Raw genomic sequence first — 18,301 nt, forward strand, 5'->3', positions numbered from 1 at the left:
CTATTCCCCCTCTCTATGCTCACTAAGCTGATTTACAAGACATCGAATTTTATCTCGTACTTCAGCCGCTTTCTCAAATTCCTCTTTCTGTACATATTGTTTCAGATTGAGTTTTAGTTCATCTAATTCTTTCTTTAAGTAGATATTTCCTTCTATACGTTCAGGAATTTTTCCACAATGATCTGTATGCCCACCGTGAAGACGTTTTAACAATGGTTTTAAATGCCCCTTAAATGTATCGTAACAAGAAGCACATCCAAAGCGTCCCACTTTTGTAAATTGTTCATATGTCATCTTACAATTTGGACATCTTGATATATTTGTATTTGAAAATGCATCTTGCCCTTCTTCAAACATTGCTGGTTCACCATGCAATAATCCGGCTAATAGGTCATGGAATGAAAAATTAGACTGCGGCGATTGAAAGAAAGACGTATAGCCACTTTGTTCTGCACATTGCTCGCAAAGATGAACTTCCGCCTTTTTTTCGTTGATTACTTTTGTATAATGTAAAGTTGCTGGTCTTATATTACAGTTTTGACAAGTCATCGCTATCCCCCACCTTTACAACAGGAACGATCTATCTCATGATACTTTTCATACATTACTAGATTGTTCTCTTTCCTTAATCCATTTAGTAAAAGCACATGTCATCTTTCAAAATTCCTACAATATTAAACTGCATTATCTTAGTTATCATTCTTAACAAAAGTTATATTTATTTATATTTCAGTGTTCTTAACATTGCGCATAATATTCGAGCCCTAAGTTCATCTCGAGAAGGAACATCCATTAATAATACAGAACGATCTAGTACGCTTAACATAAGTTTAGCTTCACGATTTGTTATAATACCCTCTTCTATTAAACGTATAATCATGCTTTCTGCATTTCCTTGTGCAACGCTATGATCAATCATATGAAGCATTTGATCAATAATGTCTATATCATCATGCAGTTTGACTTTTATAATGCGAATGTAACCTCCTCCACCTCGTTTACTTTCTACTACGAATCCTCTTTCTAACGTAAAACGGGTATTGATTACATAGTTGATTTGAGACGGCACACAATCGAATCGATCAGCGACCTCATTCCTCTTGATTTCAATCGCATTATTATTGCTTAAGTCAATAACTTGCTTTAGATATTTCTCAATGATATCAGATATATTTCTCATTTATCCGCCACCTTTATTGACTTTGACTATCTTTGACTTTAATTATATACGTATTAAAAAAATTTGCAACTCTTTTGCTTATTCACTATCCTAGCCACATTTCCCTGTCTTTAATCAAAAGGACGATTCTTTAAGAAAATGATTTTTTAAATTACTATGAATTATAAAAGAAACACGAAAAAACACGAGTCAAATGACTCGTGTTTTAGTTGCTTGGCGACGTCCTACTCTCACAGGGACAAGGTCCCAACTACCATCGGCGCTAGAGAGCTTAACTTCCGTGTTCGGTATGGGAACGGGTGTGACCTCTCTGCCATCATCACCAAACTATTGAAGGTATATTCCTTCAAAACTAGATAACATTAGCTTCATATTATATGGTTAAGTCCTCGATCTATTAGTATTCGTCAGCTCCACATGTCACCATGCTTCCACCTCGAACCTATCAACCTGATCATCTTTCAGGGATCTTACTAGCTTACGCTATGGGAAATCTCATCTTGAGGGGGGCTTCATGCTTAGATGCTTTCAGCACTTATCCCTTCCGCACATAGCTACCCAGCTATGCCCTTGGCAGAACAACTGGTACACCAGCGGTGCGTCCATCCCGGTCCTCTCGTACTAAGGACAGCTCCTCTCAAATTTCCTGCGCCCACGACGGATAGGGACCGAACTGTCTCACGACGTTCTGAACCCAGCTCGCGTACCGCTTTAATGGGCGAACAGCCCAACCCTTGGGACCGACTACAGCCCCAGGATGCGATGAGCCGACATCGAGGTGCCAAACCTCCCCGTCGATGTGGACTCTTGGGGGAGATAAGCCTGTTATCCCCGGGGTAGCTTTTATCCGTTGAGCGATGGCCCTTCCATGCGGAACCACCGGATCACTAAGCCCGACTTTCGTCCCTGCTCGACTTGTAGGTCTCGCAGTCAAGCTCCCTTATGCCTTTGCACTCTACGAATGATTTCCAACCATTCTGAGGGAACCTTTGGGCGCCTCCGTTACACTTTAGGAGGCGACCGCCCCAGTCAAACTGCCCACCTGACACTGTCTCCCGGGTCGATAAGACCCGTAGGTTAGAATTTCAATACAGTCAGGGCGGTATCCCACCAGCGCCTCCACCGAAGCTAGCGCTCCGGTTTCAATGGCTCCCGCCTATCCTGTACAAACTGTACCAAAATTCAATATCAGGCTACAGTAAAGCTCCACGGGGTCTTTCCGTCCTGTCGCGGGTAACCTGCATCTTCACAGGTACTATAATTTCACCGAGTCTCTGGTTGAGACAGTGCCCAAATCGTTACACCTTTCGTGCGGGTCGGAACTTACCCGACAAGGAATTTCGCTACCTTAGGACCGTTATAGTTACGGCCGCCGTTTACTGGGGCTTCAGTTCAGAGCTTCGCTTACGCTAACCCCTCTCCTTAACCTTCCAGCACCGGGCAGGTGTCAGCCCCTATACTTCGCCTTACGGCTTCGCAGAGACCTGTGTTTTTGCTAAACAGTCGCTTGGGCCTATTCACTGCGGCTTTCCGTTAAGAAAGCACCCCTTCTCCCGAAGTTACGGGGTCATTTTGCCGAGTTCCTTAACCAGAGTTCTCTCGCACACCTTAGGATTCTCTCCTCGCCTACCTGTGTCGGTTTGCGGTACAGGCACCTTTTATCTCGCTAGAAGCTTTTCTTGGCAGCGGGGAATCAAAGACTTCGCTCCATAAGGAGCTTCCCCATCACAGCTCAGCCTTCACGATAAGCGGATTTGCCTACTTATCAGCCTAACTGCTTGGACGTGCACAACCAATCGCACGCTTCTTCTATCCTTCTGCGTCCCTCCATTGCTCAAACGATAAAGAGGTGGTACAGGAATATCAACCTGTTGTCCATCGCCTACGCCTGTCGGCCTCGGCTTAGGTCCTGACTAACCCTGAGCGGACGAGCCTTCCTCAGGAAACCTTAGGCATTCGGTGGACGGGATTCTCACCCGTCTTTCGCTACTCATACCGGCATTCTCACTTCTAAGCGCTCCACCAGTCCTTCCGGTCTGACTTCACTGCACTTAGAACGCTCCCCTACCACTGATACCATTGGTATCAATTCGCAGCTTCGGTGGTGTATTTAGCCCCGGTACATTTTCGGCGCAGAGTCACTCGACTAGTGAGCTATTACGCACTCTTTAAATGGTGGCTGCTTCTGAGCCAACATCCTAGTTGTCTAAGCAACTCCACATCCTTTTCCACTTAATACACACTTTGGGACCTTAGCTGGCGATCTGGGCTGTTTCCCTCTTGACTACGGATCTTATCACTCGCAGTCTGACTCCTAAGGATAAGTCATTGGCATTCGGAGTTTGACTGAATTCGGTAATCCGATGAGGACCCCTAGTTCAATCAGTGCTCTACCTCCAAGACTCTTACACTTAAGGCTAGCCCTAAAGCTATTTCGGGGAGAACCAGCTATCTCCAGGTTCGATTGGAATTTCTCCGCTACCCACACCTCATCCCCGCACTTTTCAACGTGCGTGGGTTCGGGCCTCCATTCAGTGTTACCTGAACTTCACCCTGGACATGGGTAGATCACCTGGTTTCGGGTCTACGACCACGTACTAAACGCCCTATTCAGACTCGCTTTCGCTGCGGCTCCGCCTCTTCAGCTTAACCTTGCACGGGATCGTAACTCGCCGGTTCATTCTACAAAAGGCACGCCATCACCCATTAACGGGCTCTGACTATTTGTAGGCACACGGTTTCAGGATCTCTTTCACTCCCCTTCCGGGGTGCTTTTCACCTTTCCCTCACGGTACTGGTTCACTATCGATCACTAGGGAGTATTTAGCCTTGGGAGATGGTCCTCCCAGATTCCGACGGAATTTCACGTGTTCCGCCGTACTCAGGATACATTCAAGAGAGAACGAAGTTTCGACTACGGGGTTGTTACCCTCTGTGACGGACCTTTCCAGGTCGCTTCGTCTACCTCGTTCCTTTGTAACTCCGTATAGAATGTCCTACAACCCCAAGAGGCAAGCCTCTTGGTTTGGGCTAGATTCCGTTTCGCTCGCCGCTACTCAGGAAATCGCATTTGCTTTCTCTTCCTCCAGGTACTTAGATGTTTCAGTTCCCTGGGTCTGTCTTCCATACCCTATGTATTCAGGTAAGGATACCATACCATTACGTATAGTGGGTTTCCCCATTCGGAAATCTTCGGATCAAAGCTTACTTACAGCTCCCCGAAGCATATCGGCGTTAGTCCCGTCCTTCATCGACTCCTAGTGTCAAGGCATCCACCGTGCGCCCTTTCTAACTTAACCAAACTAAAATTAAAAAAATATGAGCTACACTGTTATCTAGTTTTCAAAGAACATACATTTAAACTTGAGAGATAGTTCTCTCAAAACTGAACGAAACAAAACAAGTCAACGTTTATTGATGAACTGCGTTCATCAATTCTCCATAGAAAGGAGGTGATCCAGCCGCACCTTCCGATACGGCTACCTTGTTACGACTTCACCCCAATCATCTGTCCCACCTTAGGCGGCTGGCTCCATAAAGGTTACCCCACCGACTTCGGGTGTTACAAACTCTCGTGGTGTGACGGGCGGTGTGTACAAGGCCCGGGAACGTATTCACCGCGGCATGCTGATCCGCGATTACTAGCGATTCCAGCTTCATGTAGGCGAGTTGCAGCCTACAATCCGAACTGAGAACGGTTTTATGAGATTAGCTCCACCTCGCGGTCTTGCAGCTCTTTGTACCGTCCATTGTAGCACGTGTGTAGCCCAGGTCATAAGGGGCATGATGATTTGACGTCATCCCCACCTTCCTCCGGTTTGTCACCGGCAGTCACCTTAGAGTGCCCAACTTAATGATGGCAACTAAGATCAAGGGTTGCGCTCGTTGCGGGACTTAACCCAACATCTCACGACACGAGCTGACGACAACCATGCACCACCTGTCACTCTGCTCCCGAAGGAGAAGCTCTATCTCTAGAGTTTTCAGAGGATGTCAAGACCTGGTAAGGTTCTTCGCGTTGCTTCGAATTAAACCACATGCTCCACCGCTTGTGCGGGCCCCCGTCAATTCCTTTGAGTTTCAGCCTTGCGGCCGTACTCCCCAGGCGGAGTGCTTAATGCGTTAACTTCAGCACTAAAGGGCGGAAACCCTCTAACACTTAGCACTCATCGTTTACGGCGTGGACTACCAGGGTATCTAATCCTGTTTGCTCCCCACGCTTTCGCGCCTCAGTGTCAGTTACAGACCAGAAAGTCGCCTTCGCCACTGGTGTTCCTCCATATCTCTACGCATTTCACCGCTACACATGGAATTCCACTTTCCTCTTCTGCACTCAAGTCTCCCAGTTTCCAATGACCCTCCACGGTTGAGCCGTGGGCTTTCACATCAGACTTAAGAAACCACCTGCGCGCGCTTTACGCCCAATAATTCCGGATAACGCTTGCCACCTACGTATTACCGCGGCTGCTGGCACGTAGTTAGCCGTGGCTTTCTGGTTAGGTACCGTCAAGGTGCCAGCTTATTCAACTAGCACTTGTTCTTCCCTAACAACAGAGTTTTACGACCCGAAAGCCTTCATCACTCACGCGGCGTTGCTCCGTCAGACTTTCGTCCATTGCGGAAGATTCCCTACTGCTGCCTCCCGTAGGAGTCTGGGCCGTGTCTCAGTCCCAGTGTGGCCGATCACCCTCTCAGGTCGGCTACGCATCGTTGCCTTGGTGAGCCGTTACCTCACCAACTAGCTAATGCGACGCGGGTCCATCCATAAGTGACAGCCGAAGCCGCCTTTCAATTTCGAACTATGCAGTTCAAAATATTATCCGGTATTAGCCCCGGTTTCCCGGAGTTATCCCAGTCTTATGGGTAGGTTACCCACGTGTTACTCACCCGTCCGCCGCTAACTTCATAAGAGCAAGCTCTTAATCCATTCGCTCGACTTGCATGTATTAGGCACGCCGCCAGCGTTCATCCTGAGCCAGGATCAAACTCTCCAATAAAGTTAGTTTGTCTAGCATCTAAAAATAAAAATTGACGTTTACGTTGTTTGTTTCGTTCAGTTTTCAAAGAACTTTTTTGGTGGAGCCTAGCGGGATCGAACCGCTGACCTCCTGCGTGCAAGGCAGGCGCTCTCCCAGCTGAGCTAAGGCCCCAAACAAGTATCGGGAAGACAGGATTTGAACCTGCGACCCCCTGGTCCCAAACCAGGTGCTCTACCAAGCTGAGCCACTTCCCGAAAAAAACGCGCCCGAGAGGAGTCGAACCCCTAACCTCTTGATCCGTAGTCAAACGCTCTATCCAATTGAGCTACGGGCGCATATGGTGCCGAGGGCGGGGGTCGAACCCGCACGGTGGTCACCCACCGCAGGATTTTAAGTCCTGTGCGTCTGCCTGTTCCGCCACCCCGGCATGTCATACTGAAAATTGGAGCGGAAGACGGGATTCGAACCCGCGACCCCAACCTTGGCAAGGTTGTATTCTACCACTGAACTACTTCCGCAAGACATGTTTGAGTTATTTTATTAAAAGTGCGGGTGAAGGGAGTCGAACCCCCACGCCAAAGGCGCTAGATCCTAAGTCTAGTGCGTCTGCCAATTCCGCCACACCCGCATATTTCATTAAAATGGTGAGCCATGAAGGATTCGAACCTTCGACCCTCTGATTAAAAGTCAGATGCTCTACCAACTGAGCTAATGGCTCTTGCAATAATAACTGGTGCCGACTAGAGGACTTGAACCCCCAACCTACTGATTACAAGTCAGTTGCTCTACCAATTGAGCTAAGTCGGCTAAATGGTGGAGGATGACGGGATCGAACCGCCGACCCCCTGCTTGTAAGGCAGGTGCTCTCCCAGCTGAGCTAATCCTCCGAATTGCCTGGCAACGTCCTACTCTCACAGGGACAAGGTCCCAACTACCATCGGCGCTAGAGAGCTTAACTTCCGTGTTCGGTATGGGAACGGGTGTGGCCTCTCTGCCATCATTACCAGACTATATTCATTTAAGACAAGAATTATTATAACTTATTTACTTTTGAAAGTCAATAAGTTTTTTATATTCCTTCAAAACTAGATAACATTAGCTTCATATTATATGGTTAAGTCCTCGATCTATTAGTATTCGTCAGCTCCACATGTCACCATGCTTCCACCTCGAACCTATCAACCTGATCATCTTTCAGGGATCTTACTAGCTTACGCTATGGGAAATCTCATCTTGAGGGGGGCTTCATGCTTAGATGCTTTCAGCACTTATCCCTTCCGCACATAGCTACCCAGCTATGCCCTTGGCAGAACAACTGGTACACCAGCGGTGCGTCCATCCCGGTCCTCTCGTACTAAGGACAGCTCCTCTCAAATTTCCTGCGCCCACGACGGATAGGGACCGAACTGTCTCACGACGTTCTGAACCCAGCTCGCGTACCGCTTTAATGGGCGAACAGCCCAACCCTTGGGACCGACTACAGCCCCAGGATGCGATGAGCCGACATCGAGGTGCCAAACCTCCCCGTCGATGTGGACTCTTGGGGGAGATAAGCCTGTTATCCCCGGGGTAGCTTTTATCCGTTGAGCGATGGCCCTTCCATGCGGAACCACCGGATCACTAAGCCCGACTTTCGTCCCTGCTCGACTTGTAGGTCTCGCAGTCAAGCTCCCTTATGCCTTTGCACTCTACGAATGATTTCCAACCATTCTGAGGGAACCTTTGGGCGCCTCCGTTACACTTTAGGAGGCGACCGCCCCAGTCAAACTGCCCACCTGACACTGTCTCCCGGGTCGATAAGACCCGTAGGTTAGAATTTCAATACAGTCAGGGCGGTATCCCACCAGCGCCTCCACCGAAGCTAGCGCTCCGGTTTCAATGGCTCCCGCCTATCCTGTACAAACTGTACCAAAATTCAATATCAGGCTACAGTAAAGCTCCACGGGGTCTTTCCGTCCTGTCGCGGGTAACCTGCATCTTCACAGGTACTATAATTTCACCGAGTCTCTGGTTGAGACAGTGCCCAAATCGTTACACCTTTCGTGCGGGTCGGAACTTACCCGACAAGGAATTTCGCTACCTTAGGACCGTTATAGTTACGGCCGCCGTTTACTGGGGCTTCAGTTCAGAGCTTCGCTTACGCTAACCCCTCTCCTTAACCTTCCAGCACCGGGCAGGTGTCAGCCCCTATACTTCGCCTTACGGCTTCGCAGAGACCTGTGTTTTTGCTAAACAGTCGCTTGGGCCTATTCACTGCGGCTTTCCGTTAAGAAAGCACCCCTTCTCCCGAAGTTACGGGGTCATTTTGCCGAGTTCCTTAACCAGAGTTCTCTCGCACACCTTAGGATTCTCTCCTCGCCTACCTGTGTCGGTTTGCGGTACAGGCACCTTTTATCTCGCTAGAAGCTTTTCTTGGCAGCGGGGAATCAAAGACTTCGCTCCATAAGGAGCTTCCCCATCACAGCTCAGCCTTCACGATAAGCGGATTTGCCTACTTATCAGCCTAACTGCTTGGACGTGCACAACCAATCGCACGCTTCTTCTATCCTTCTGCGTCCCTCCATTGCTCAAACGATAAAGAGGTGGTACAGGAATATCAACCTGTTGTCCATCGCCTACGCCTGTCGGCCTCGGCTTAGGTCCTGACTAACCCTGAGCGGACGAGCCTTCCTCAGGAAACCTTAGGCATTCGGTGGACGGGATTCTCACCCGTCTTTCGCTACTCATACCGGCATTCTCACTTCTAAGCGCTCCACCAGTCCTTCCGGTCTGACTTCACTGCACTTAGAACGCTCCCCTACCACTGATACCATTGGTATCAATTCGCAGCTTCGGTGGTGTATTTAGCCCCGGTACATTTTCGGCGCAGAGTCACTCGACTAGTGAGCTATTACGCACTCTTTAAATGGTGGCTGCTTCTGAGCCAACATCCTAGTTGTCTAAGCAACTCCACATCCTTTTCCACTTAATACACACTTTGGGACCTTAGCTGGCGATCTGGGCTGTTTCCCTCTTGACTACGGATCTTATCACTCGCAGTCTGACTCCTAAGGATAAGTCATTGGCATTCGGAGTTTGACTGAATTCGGTAATCCGATGAGGACCCCTAGTTCAATCAGTGCTCTACCTCCAAGACTCTTACACTTAAGGCTAGCCCTAAAGCTATTTCGGGGAGAACCAGCTATCTCCAGGTTCGATTGGAATTTCTCCGCTACCCACACCTCATCCCCGCACTTTTCAACGTGCGTGGGTTCGGGCCTCCATTCAGTGTTACCTGAACTTCACCCTGGACATGGGTAGATCACCTGGTTTCGGGTCTACGACCACGTACTAAACGCCCTATTCAGACTCGCTTTCGCTGCGGCTCCGCCTCTTCAGCTTAACCTTGCACGGGATCGTAACTCGCCGGTTCATTCTACAAAAGGCACGCCATCACCCATTAACGGGCTCTGACTATTTGTAGGCACACGGTTTCAGGATCTCTTTCACTCCCCTTCCGGGGTGCTTTTCACCTTTCCCTCACGGTACTGGTTCACTATCGATCACTAGGGAGTATTTAGCCTTGGGAGATGGTCCTCCCAGATTCCGACGGAATTTCACGTGTTCCGCCGTACTCAGGATACATTCAAGAGAGAACGAAGTTTCGACTACGGGGTTGTTACCCTCTGTGACGGACCTTTCCAGGTCGCTTCGTCTACCTCGTTCCTTTGTAACTCCGTATAGAATGTCCTACAACCCCAAGAGGCAAGCCTCTTGGTTTGGGCTAGATTCCGTTTCGCTCGCCGCTACTCAGGAAATCGCATTTGCTTTCTCTTCCTCCAGGTACTTAGATGTTTCAGTTCCCTGGGTCTGTCTTCCATACCCTATGTATTCAGGTAAGGATACCATACCATTACGTATAGTGGGTTTCCCCATTCGGAAATCTTCGGATCAAAGCTTACTTACAGCTCCCCGAAGCATATCGGCGTTAGTCCCGTCCTTCATCGACTCCTAGTGTCAAGGCATCCACCGTGCGCCCTTTCTAACTTAACCAAACTAAAATTAAAAAAATATGAGCTACACTGTTATCTAGTTTTCAAAGAACATACATTTAAACTTGAGAGATAGTTCTCTCAAAACTGAACGAAACAAAACAAGTCAACGTTTATTGATGAACTGCGTTCATCAATTCTCCATAGAAAGGAGGTGATCCAGCCGCACCTTCCGATACGGCTACCTTGTTACGACTTCACCCCAATCATCTGTCCCACCTTAGGCGGCTGGCTCCATAAAGGTTACCCCACCGACTTCGGGTGTTACAAACTCTCGTGGTGTGACGGGCGGTGTGTACAAGGCCCGGGAACGTATTCACCGCGGCATGCTGATCCGCGATTACTAGCGATTCCAGCTTCATGTAGGCGAGTTGCAGCCTACAATCCGAACTGAGAACGGTTTTATGAGATTAGCTCCACCTCGCGGTCTTGCAGCTCTTTGTACCGTCCATTGTAGCACGTGTGTAGCCCAGGTCATAAGGGGCATGATGATTTGACGTCATCCCCACCTTCCTCCGGTTTGTCACCGGCAGTCACCTTAGAGTGCCCAACTTAATGATGGCAACTAAGATCAAGGGTTGCGCTCGTTGCGGGACTTAACCCAACATCTCACGACACGAGCTGACGACAACCATGCACCACCTGTCACTCTGCTCCCGAAGGAGAAGCTCTATCTCTAGAGTTTTCAGAGGATGTCAAGACCTGGTAAGGTTCTTCGCGTTGCTTCGAATTAAACCACATGCTCCACCGCTTGTGCGGGCCCCCGTCAATTCCTTTGAGTTTCAGCCTTGCGGCCGTACTCCCCAGGCGGAGTGCTTAATGCGTTAACTTCAGCACTAAAGGGCGGAAACCCTCTAACACTTAGCACTCATCGTTTACGGCGTGGACTACCAGGGTATCTAATCCTGTTTGCTCCCCACGCTTTCGCGCCTCAGTGTCAGTTACAGACCAGAAAGTCGCCTTCGCCACTGGTGTTCCTCCATATCTCTACGCATTTCACCGCTACACATGGAATTCCACTTTCCTCTTCTGCACTCAAGTCTCCCAGTTTCCAATGACCCTCCACGGTTGAGCCGTGGGCTTTCACATCAGACTTAAGAAACCACCTGCGCGCGCTTTACGCCCAATAATTCCGGATAACGCTTGCCACCTACGTATTACCGCGGCTGCTGGCACGTAGTTAGCCGTGGCTTTCTGGTTAGGTACCGTCAAGGTGCCAGCTTATTCAACTAGCACTTGTTCTTCCCTAACAACAGAGTTTTACGACCCGAAAGCCTTCATCACTCACGCGGCGTTGCTCCGTCAGACTTTCGTCCATTGCGGAAGATTCCCTACTGCTGCCTCCCGTAGGAGTCTGGGCCGTGTCTCAGTCCCAGTGTGGCCGATCACCCTCTCAGGTCGGCTACGCATCGTTGCCTTGGTGAGCCGTTACCTCACCAACTAGCTAATGCGACGCGGGTCCATCCATAAGTGACAGCCGAAGCCGCCTTTCAATTTCGAACTATGCAGTTCAAAATATTATCCGGTATTAGCCCCGGTTTCCCGGAGTTATCCCAGTCTTATGGGTAGGTTACCCACGTGTTACTCACCCGTCCGCCGCTAACTTCATAAGAGCAAGCTCTTAATCCATTCGCTCGACTTGCATGTATTAGGCACGCCGCCAGCGTTCATCCTGAGCCAGGATCAAACTCTCCAATAAAGTTAGTTTGTCTAGCATCTAAAAATAAAAATTGACGTTTACGTTGTTTGTTTCGTTCAGTTTTCAAAGAACTTGTCTGCCGCTCAGAAGCGACTTTATTAATATAACATTTCGTTATATTTTCGTCAACAACTTTTTTCAATAAGTTGTTTTTCGTTTGTTTCTTATGTTGTCTTTCGTGACAACGAATATAAATATACCAGTTTGATTATTAAAATGCAATAGTTTTTCTAATAAAATTTTTAACTTAGTAAAAAAGCATAAAAACAGCACCTTTCTTCTATATAAGTATAGTTTTTTAATCTAGCATCCATTTAACGAGCAATAATCTCGCTTTCCTTTTAATAGAAGGTTTCTCCCCCCTCAAATAAATAAAGAAATAAAAAAGCTTTGGAGAAATCTCCAAAGCTTAGTCTTGTTTATGGCGCATAGCTGGGAATAATAGTACATCACGAATAGATGGTGCGTTTGTTAATAACATAACAAGACGATCAATACCGATTCCTAATCCACCCGTAGGAGGCATACCGTACTCAAGAGCTTCGATATAGTCATCATCCATCATATGAGCTTCATCATTACCTTGCTCGCGCTCTTTTAATTGAGCTTCAAAACGTTCCTTTTGATCGATTGGATCATTTAACTCAGTGAATGCATTCGCATGTTCACGAGCAACAATGAATAATTCGAAACGATCTGTGAATCGTGGATCTTCATCATTCTTTTTCGCAAGTGGTGAAATCTCTACCGGATGACCGTAAATAAATGTTGGTTGGATTAATTTATCTTCTACTTTTTGTTCGAAGAATTCATTAATAATATGACCAACTTCCATTGTATTCTTAATTTCTACATTATGTTCTTTTGCAAGTTCACGCGCTTCTTCTACACTCATTGGATTCCAGAAATCCGCTCCAGAGTGTTGCTTAATTGCATCTACCATATGAAGACGTGTCCATTCTGGTTCTAGATTAATTTCATAATCACCATATTGGATTGTTGTTGTACCCAATACTTTTTTCGCGATATGAGCAACCATATTTTCTGTTAGTTTCATAATATCATTATAATCAGCGTACGCCTCATATAATTCAATCATCGTAAACTCGGGGTTATGACGAGTTGATACACCCTCATTACGGAATACACGGCCGATCTCATAAACCTTTTCTAATCCGCCCACAATAAGACGTTTTAAATGAAGTTCAATTGCGATACGCATATATAATTCCATATCTAACGCATTATGGTGTGTAGTGAAAGGACGAGCAGACGCTCCACCTGCAATCGCGTGCATCATAGGCGTTTCTACTTCAAGATAACCGTTGTCATCTAAATATCTTCTCATTTCACGAATGATTTTACTACGAGTAACGAATGTTTCACGGCTTTCCATACTTGTAATTAAGTCCAAGTAACGTTGACGATAGCGTTGTTCAACATCTTTTAATCCATGGTATTTATCCGGTAATGGACGAAGAGATTTCGTTAAAAGTGTAAATCCTGTTACTTTTACTGAAAGTTCTCCAACGTTTGTTTTGAACACTTTACCTTCAATACCTACTAAGTCACCTAAATCTGCTGTCGTAAATAACTCGTACTCTTCGTCTCCAACAGTATCTTTACGAACATAAATTTGAACTTGCCCCTGTAAATCTTGAATGTGCGCAAATCCCGCTTTTCCTTTACCGCGTTTTGTCATAATACGACCAGCGATAGAAACAGTGATTGCTTTCTCTTCTAATTCTTCTTTAGAGAATTCTCCATATAGACTTACTAAGTCAGTTGTTGAATTTGTGCGTTCAAATCGTTTACCGAACGGATCGATCCCTTGTTCACGTAAGTTATGTAACTTTTCACGACGAACAAGCAATTGGTCGTTTAATTCTTCGTGGTTCATGTTATCCATGATATTGATATCACTCCAGCTCCATTAAATTTTACAATATATACAGTATAGCATTTTCTACTCAACTAGAAAAACTGCCAGCAACTAACTGGCAGTTCTTCTTTCTTTCACGTAATTATAGGAAGTGTATAGAAGAATGTCAATCTCCTATGCCCCCTTATTAACCAACGTAAATTGTTTGTTGTTTCGCTTCTACTTCTTCTACAAATGCACCTAATAAATTCGCAAGGTCTTCACGTGTGTTACAAATATTGATACCATTGCGCACACTTGCATTACCACGAACACCTTTTAAATACCAAGCTGCATGCTTTCTCATCTCTCTTACAGCGACATTCTCGTTCTTTAAATCGATAAGACGATCTAGATGCAGCATACATACATCAATTTTCTCACGCACTGTTGGTTCCGGCATTAATTCGCCTGTCTCTAAATACTTTACCGTACGATAAATCATCCACGGGTCTCCAAGAGCAGCGCGGCCAATCATAACTCCATCTACACCAACTTCATCAAGCATACGCTTTGCATCTTGCGGTGTTTCCACATCACCATTTCCGATAACCGGGATATTCACAGATTGCTTTACTTGTTTAATAATATCCCAATCCGCTTTCCCTTCATACATTTGCACTCGTGTACGTCCATGAACTGCTACCGCTTGCCCACCAGCACGCTCAACAGCTCTAGCGTTTTCAACTGCAAAAATATGATCTTCATCCCAACCAATACGCATTTTAACTGTAACTGGTTTTTCAACAGCATCTACAACTGCCGCTACCATCTCATATATTTTATTTGGGTCTAAGAGCCATTTCGCTCCCGCATCACACTTAGTGATTTTCGGCACCGGACAACCCATATTAATATCAATAATGTCTGCTGTCGTATATTTATCTACGTATTTCGCAGCATCTACAAGAGTTTCTTTCTCTCCACCAAAAATTTGTAAACTTAATGGCTTTTCTCTCTCATCGATATATAACATATCTAATGTTCTTTTGTTATTAAGTAATATTGCCTTATCACTTACCATTTCAGCACAAACTAAACCTGCACCAAATTCTTTTACTGTCAAACGGAATGCAGAGTTACACACTCCCGCCATCGGTGCTAGTACAACCGGATTTTTCATCTCAATATTTGCAATCTTTAACACCCGACTTACTCCTTCCTTTACGGTCACTTCGGCATCAATTCGTCTATTGAAACGTTTAATGTTTTAGCGACCTCTACTACAAAATCTTGGGAAGGTGATCTATTGCCCCTCTCAACTTCACCTAAAACCGATACAGATACCCCTAATTCTTTCGCAAAACCTTCTTGCGTATAGCCTTTTAGCTTTCGAAAAGCACGAATGCGTCTTCCCCATTTTTCTGCTTCCATACCGTTACTCCCTCTCGCCTTTTCATTTCTTCTACTTGTGAACGTGAAATGTTTTGTTTTATATCTTGATTAATCTCTAACAACGGAACGATAACAAAAGCTCTTTCGAACATCCGCGGATGCGGAACAATAAGATTCTCTGCTTCAATATTTTCTTGATTATATAGTAAAATGTCAAGGTCGATGGTCCTCGGGCCCCATCTAATTTCCCTTTTTCTTCCTAGGTCATTCTCTACCTTTTGTGTTACTTTCAATAATTCTTGCGGTGATAAATTGGTAGAAATTTTTATAACTAAATTTAAAAAGCAATTTTGGTCAGTATAGCCAACCGGATCAGTTTCATATACAGACGAAACATCATCGACTTGAATATGCTGGTTTTTATTTAAAAACTGAATTGCTTCAGTTAAATAAATATAACGCTCCCCAATATTCGAACCTAATGCAATGTACGCTATATTATTCATGGACGTTCTCTCGTAATTTCTACCGCTACAGCACGATAATGCCCCGGTATCGGCGGATCTGGTTTAATTACCTTAATTGTACATTGTGAAATACTCTCATATTGTTTCAATATATCTGTAGCGATATTTTCAGCGATACTTTCTACAAGCTTATACGTTCTATCTTCAACAACTTTTCTACATAGTTCGAAAAGCTCCCCGTAATTGACAGAATGCTCTAAGTCATCACTTTCTCCTGCACGTTTTAAATCCAACTCCACCGTTAAATCCACTTTAAATCTCTGACCCAATTTATTTTCTTCCGGGAATACACCATGATAACCGTAAAACTCCATATCATGGATATAAATTTTATCCAATTACTTTGCCCCCTTACCAATCATTGCATCCATCATCTTAGCCATACGCGCCATTTCTTTCACATCATGAACACGGATAAACTCACAGCCCTTTTCAATACCAAGACAAACGGTAGCGCCCGTTCCTTCAAGACGTTCCTCCACTGGTAAATCTAATACATGGCCAATAAAGGACTTTCTTGAAGTACCTAATAGAACTGGGTAACCCAGTACATTTAACTGCTCTAAATTACGCATCGCTTCTAAATTTTGCTCAGGTGTTTTCGCAAAGCCAATACCTGGGTCTAAAATAATATTCTCATCTCGCACGCCCGCATCTTTAGCAATTTTAATACTCTCATACAAATCAGCAATCATATCAGCCATTAAGTTGCGGTAGTTCATATTATCTCGGTTATGCATTAAGATAATAGGCACATCATAATAAGCTGCAACTTCAGCAATCTTCGGTTCCGCCTTCGCCCCCCAAATATCATTAATAATATGAGCACCAGCTTCAATCGCTTGTTTCGCAACTTCAGCTTTATACGTATCAATAGAAATAGGTATCTTTGCTTCTTTTGACACTGCCTGAATCATTGGAACAACTCGCTTTATTTCTTCTTCTACTGAAACTTTAGCGAAACCTGGTCGAGTAGATTCGCCGCCAATATCAATAATATGAGCACCTTCATTTTTCATTTCTTTCGCATGTCGTACTGCAGCATCTACTTCGTTGTAACTCCCACCATCAGAAAATGAATCTGGCGTTACATTTAAAATCCCCATAATTAATGTCTTTTCATTTAAGTTCAATGTATATTCGCCGCAGCGCAAATCATAATCCCACTTCAAACTACACATCTCCTCTTCGCAATTCATTTCTGCTCCACAATTTCTCTCTCTGCACTCCATAAAGATCCATAAATCTTTTTGTAACCACTCCCACTTTACCCGGGAAATCTTTCTCCTCTATACGATAAAGGGGAACAATCTCTTGAATAGAGTTCGTTACGAACACTTCATCCGCTGAAAGCAATTCATCTTTTGTAAAGAAACCTTCCTTTACTTCTATATCTAGCTCTTCAGCAGCCTTTATAATAAACGTACGAGTGATTCCGTTTAAAATCCCTGTTTCTAATGAAGGAGTATATAAAATATCTCCTTTAACCAAAAAGAGATTCGAAACAATACCCTCTGCAACATAACCTGTTTCGGTAAGAAAAATACCTTCCTTATTCACAACATTTCCAATTTCGCGTTTCCCTAAAATATTATTTAAATAATGATGGGACTTCAAGCGAAATGCACCCTCTGGTGTATTTCTCACTTGCTTTAAAATAACTCCTTCTTTTTCCACTACATTCCCTGGAGCTGCTAAAGGTTTTATAAAAACAATAACAGACGGTTCTTCATATACTTCCGTTTGTAATCCTATTTCATCTATACCCGCCGATACATTTAAGCGCACATATGCATGCTTTAACCCATTCTTAACGAGTAGATTCTTTAAAATAAGCATCACTTCATCTTTTGTCATTGTCCATTTGATTTGCAATATATCAAGCGCACCCATTAAGCGTTCATAATGATCATCCAATAAAAAGGGATGACCATTATAAATACGAAACGTCTCAAAAACCCCAAGCCCATATAGGTAACCGTGGTCATACGGAGAAATTTTCGCTTCACTCGCTTCTACATACGTGCCATTTACGTAAATTAACACGATGTCACACTTGGGGTATATTTGCGAATGAAATTCTGTAACAACTCTTTCCCGTGAGAAGTCATAATAGATTCCGGATGGAATTGTACCCCTTCAATCGGCAACGTTTTATGACGAAGCGCCATAATTTCACCCTCTTCAGTCCAAGATGTTATCTCTAAACAATTCGGTAACGTCTCTTTTTTTACGATAAGAGAGTGATAACGTGTTGCGGTAAATGGATTTGGAATATCAGAAAAAATCGTCTGCCCATCATGATGCATTAAAGATGTTTTTCCATGCATCAAACGCTCTGCCCTGACAACATCCCCTCCAAATACTTGTGCAATGGATTGATGTCCAAGACAGACCCCAAAAATCGGGAGCTTACCTGCAAAATATTTAATAACATCCATACTGATTCCCGCCTCATTAGGACTACATGGACCTGGCGAAATCATTAAAAAATCTGGTTTCATGTTCTCAATATCCGAAATAGTCACTTCATCATTACGCTTAACAACAAGCTCTTGTCCAAGTTCTCCAAGAAACTGCACTAAATTAAATGTAAAAGAATCATAATTATCAATCATTAATATCATTT

At 45.0% G+C, this 18,301-nt stretch carries 10 protein-coding genes, 9 tRNA genes and 6 rRNA genes; all 25 read right to left on the reverse strand.

Going from position 1 to position 18,301, the window contains the following annotated elements; genetic code table 11:
- On the reverse strand, window positions 1-549 hold the full coding sequence (locus tag MKX77_RS23580) for a UvrB/UvrC motif-containing protein (protein WP_002159618.1): 549 nt from the start codon (window positions 547-549) through the stop codon (window positions 1-3).
- Between the two features lie 169 nt (window positions 550-718).
- Window positions 719-1,180: a transcriptional regulator CtsR gene (gene ctsR, locus MKX77_RS23585; RefSeq protein ID WP_002029353.1), complete on the reverse strand. Its 462-nt coding sequence runs from the start codon at window positions 1,178-1,180 to the stop codon at window positions 719-721.
- Between the two features lie 211 nt (window positions 1,181-1,391).
- Window positions 1,392-1,507 (reverse strand): 5S ribosomal RNA (gene rrf, locus MKX77_RS23590).
- A gap of 50 nt (window positions 1,508-1,557) precedes the next feature.
- Window positions 1,558-4,479, reverse strand: a 23S ribosomal RNA gene (locus tag MKX77_RS23595).
- Between the two features lie 146 nt (window positions 4,480-4,625).
- Window positions 4,626-6,177 (reverse strand): 16S ribosomal RNA (locus tag MKX77_RS23600).
- Window positions 6,178-6,254: 77 nt separating this feature from the next.
- Window positions 6,255-6,330: transfer RNA gene (locus tag MKX77_RS23605), tRNA-Ala, on the reverse strand.
- A 9-nt stretch (window positions 6,331-6,339) separates the two neighbouring features.
- Window positions 6,340-6,413, reverse strand: a tRNA-Pro gene (locus tag MKX77_RS23610).
- Between the two features lie 7 nt (window positions 6,414-6,420).
- Window positions 6,421-6,494: transfer RNA gene (locus tag MKX77_RS23615), tRNA-Arg, on the reverse strand.
- Between the two features lie 3 nt (window positions 6,495-6,497).
- Window positions 6,498-6,586, reverse strand: a tRNA-Leu gene (locus tag MKX77_RS23620).
- A gap of 16 nt (window positions 6,587-6,602) precedes the next feature.
- A tRNA-Gly gene (locus MKX77_RS23625) sits at window positions 6,603-6,677 on the reverse strand.
- Between the two features lie 29 nt (window positions 6,678-6,706).
- Window positions 6,707-6,787, reverse strand: a tRNA-Leu gene (locus MKX77_RS23630).
- 14 nt (window positions 6,788-6,801) lie between these two features.
- Window positions 6,802-6,877: transfer RNA gene (locus tag MKX77_RS23635), tRNA-Lys, on the reverse strand.
- Between the two features lie 13 nt (window positions 6,878-6,890).
- Window positions 6,891-6,966, reverse strand: a tRNA-Thr gene (locus tag MKX77_RS23640).
- A gap of 4 nt (window positions 6,967-6,970) precedes the next feature.
- Window positions 6,971-7,046: transfer RNA gene (locus tag MKX77_RS23645), tRNA-Val, on the reverse strand.
- 5 nt (window positions 7,047-7,051) lie between these two features.
- A 5S ribosomal RNA gene (gene rrf, locus MKX77_RS23650) occupies window positions 7,052-7,167 on the reverse strand.
- Between the two features lie 102 nt (window positions 7,168-7,269).
- Window positions 7,270-10,191: ribosomal RNA gene (locus tag MKX77_RS23655) — 23S ribosomal RNA — on the reverse strand.
- Between the two features lie 146 nt (window positions 10,192-10,337).
- A 16S ribosomal RNA gene (locus MKX77_RS23660) occupies window positions 10,338-11,889 on the reverse strand.
- The 16S, 23S and 5S rRNA genes sit together here with 9 tRNA genes alongside, the layout of an rRNA operon.
- A 409-nt stretch (window positions 11,890-12,298) precedes the next feature.
- Complete coding sequence (gene lysS / locus MKX77_RS23665; protein WP_002107326.1) at window positions 12,299-13,798, reverse strand: lysine--tRNA ligase; 1,500 nt, start codon at window positions 13,796-13,798, stop codon at window positions 12,299-12,301.
- A 160-nt stretch (window positions 13,799-13,958) separates the two neighbouring features.
- Window positions 13,959-14,957 carry a tRNA dihydrouridine synthase DusB gene (gene dusB / locus MKX77_RS23670; protein WP_002159621.1) on the reverse strand — a complete coding sequence of 333 codons (999 nt, stop codon included), beginning with the start codon at window positions 14,955-14,957 and terminating at the stop codon, window positions 13,959-13,961.
- A gap of 23 nt (window positions 14,958-14,980) precedes the next feature.
- Window positions 14,981-15,184: a helix-turn-helix domain-containing protein gene (locus tag MKX77_RS23675; protein WP_002009706.1), complete on the reverse strand. Its 204-nt coding sequence runs from the start codon at window positions 15,182-15,184 to the stop codon at window positions 14,981-14,983.
- Window positions 15,136-15,651: a 2-amino-4-hydroxy-6-hydroxymethyldihydropteridine diphosphokinase gene (gene folK / locus MKX77_RS23680; RefSeq protein WP_002144510.1), complete on the reverse strand. Its 516-nt coding sequence runs from the start codon at window positions 15,649-15,651 to the stop codon at window positions 15,136-15,138. The genes MKX77_RS23675 and folK overlap by 49 nt, the downstream gene beginning before the upstream one ends.
- Window positions 15,648-16,010: a dihydroneopterin aldolase gene (gene folB / locus MKX77_RS23685; protein ID WP_002113276.1), complete on the reverse strand. Its 363-nt coding sequence runs from the start codon at window positions 16,008-16,010 to the stop codon at window positions 15,648-15,650. Before folB ends, folK begins: the two co-directional genes overlap by 4 nt.
- Window positions 16,011-16,871, reverse strand: a complete 861-nt coding sequence (folP, locus tag MKX77_RS23690; RefSeq protein ID WP_219916808.1) for a dihydropteroate synthase — start codon at window positions 16,869-16,871, stop codon at window positions 16,011-16,013.
- Window positions 16,846-17,718, reverse strand: a complete 873-nt coding sequence (gene pabC / locus MKX77_RS23695; protein WP_341307906.1) for an aminodeoxychorismate lyase — start codon at window positions 17,716-17,718, stop codon at window positions 16,846-16,848. The genes folP and pabC overlap by 26 nt, the downstream gene beginning before the upstream one ends.
- Window positions 17,712-18,299 (reverse strand): aminodeoxychorismate/anthranilate synthase component II, encoded by a 588-nt coding sequence (gene pabA / locus MKX77_RS23700; RefSeq protein ID WP_215554950.1) that lies wholly within the window; start codon window positions 18,297-18,299, stop codon window positions 17,712-17,714. The genes pabC and pabA overlap by 7 nt, the downstream gene beginning before the upstream one ends.
- Window positions 18,300-18,301 lie beyond the last annotated feature (2 nt).

This window comes from Bacillus sp. FSL R9-9410 (assembly GCF_038050385.1).
Lineage (GTDB): Bacteria > Bacillota > Bacilli > Bacillales > Bacillaceae_G > Bacillus_A > Bacillus_A cereus_U.

Bases quoted from the DNA above. Each gene is read 5' to 3' on its own strand.
- MKX77_RS23580 (WP_002159618.1), bottom strand. From the start codon at position 549: ATGACTTGTCAAAACTGTAATATAAGACCAGCAACTTTACATTATACA.
- ctsR (WP_002029353.1), bottom strand. From the start codon at position 1,180: ATGAGAAATATATCTGATATCATTGAGAAATATCTAAAGCAAGTTATT.
- lysS (WP_002107326.1), bottom strand. From the start codon at position 13,798: ATGGATAACATGAACCACGAAGAATTAAACGACCAATTGCTTGTTCGT.
- MKX77_RS23675 (WP_002009706.1), bottom strand. From the start codon at position 15,184: ATGGAAGCAGAAAAATGGGGAAGACGCATTCGTGCTTTTCGAAAGCTA.
- folK (WP_002144510.1), bottom strand. From the start codon at position 15,651: ATGAATAATATAGCGTACATTGCATTAGGTTCGAATATTGGGGAGCGT.
- folP (WP_219916808.1), bottom strand. From the start codon at position 16,871: ATGAATTGCGAAGAGGAGATGTGTAGTTTGAAGTGGGATTATGATTTG.
- pabA (WP_215554950.1), bottom strand. From the start codon at position 18,299: ATGATATTAATGATTGATAATTATGATTCTTTTACATTTAATTTAGTG.